We start from the raw sequence: 569 nt of genomic DNA on the forward strand, positions 1-569 counted from the left end.
AAAACAGCTTAATCAAAAGATTAAAGCTGAAAAAAATAAAATTGAACAAAATCTCTGTAAGCAAATCATTAGATCAGCCAATTTGGATTATGGGACACTTACCACTCCACAGATTAAAATGATTGCTAAAAAAGTTGCCGCCTTTTTAAATCAAGCTCAAAATAACCGATAATAATTAGGTGGTAATGACTATGCCTAATCAATATGAAAAACTGGTTGAGCAACAAGCGCGTTTAAAACAAAAAATTGAGCGAGAAGATTTTAAATTACGGCAATCTAAATACTACGAAAATCGGCAAGCCCGCAAAGCCCGTTCTCGCCGATTAATTCAAAAAGGGGCTTTGCTCGAAAAATACTTTCAAGCTGATAACCTATCGGTCGAACAAACCGAGGAACTTTTAAAAATATTTGCCGATTATGTCAACACTAAAAAGCCAGCTAAATATAAAAAACGGTCCACCTAAGAAGCTGTCTAAAATCTCTTAAGTAATAGTGCTAAAAACGCTAAAACGACCATTTGCAGACTGGTGGTTAATTGACGCTCACAATTTTCCACAGTCGCCGACAAT

General features: G+C 35.5%; 1 protein-coding gene and 1 pseudogene. One reads left to right on the forward strand and one right to left on the reverse strand.

Features of this window, described 5'->3' with window-relative positions; translation table 11 throughout:
• Positions 1-191 precede the first annotated feature (191 nt).
• Positions 192-464: a hypothetical protein gene (locus LPKJCM_RS07740; RefSeq protein ID WP_087069593.1), complete on the forward strand. Its 273-nt coding sequence runs from the start codon at positions 192-194 to the stop codon at positions 462-464.
• An 8-nt stretch (positions 465-472) separates the two neighbouring features.
• On the opposite strand, the pseudogene LPKJCM_RS12930 reads toward LPKJCM_RS07740, so the two are convergent.
• Positions 473-569 (reverse strand): annotated as a pseudogene (locus LPKJCM_RS12930) (IS5/IS1182 family transposase); the annotation flags it as partial.

This window comes from Lentilactobacillus parakefiri, from assembly GCF_002157585.1.
Taxonomy (GTDB): Bacteria; Bacillota; Bacilli; order Lactobacillales; family Lactobacillaceae; genus Lentilactobacillus; species Lentilactobacillus parakefiri.

What these genes read in the sequence shown, in the direction of transcription:
- LPKJCM_RS07740 (WP_087069593.1), top strand. Translation starts at nt 192, where the DNA reads ATGCCTAATCAATATGAAAAACTGGTTGAGCAACAAGCGCGTTTAAAA.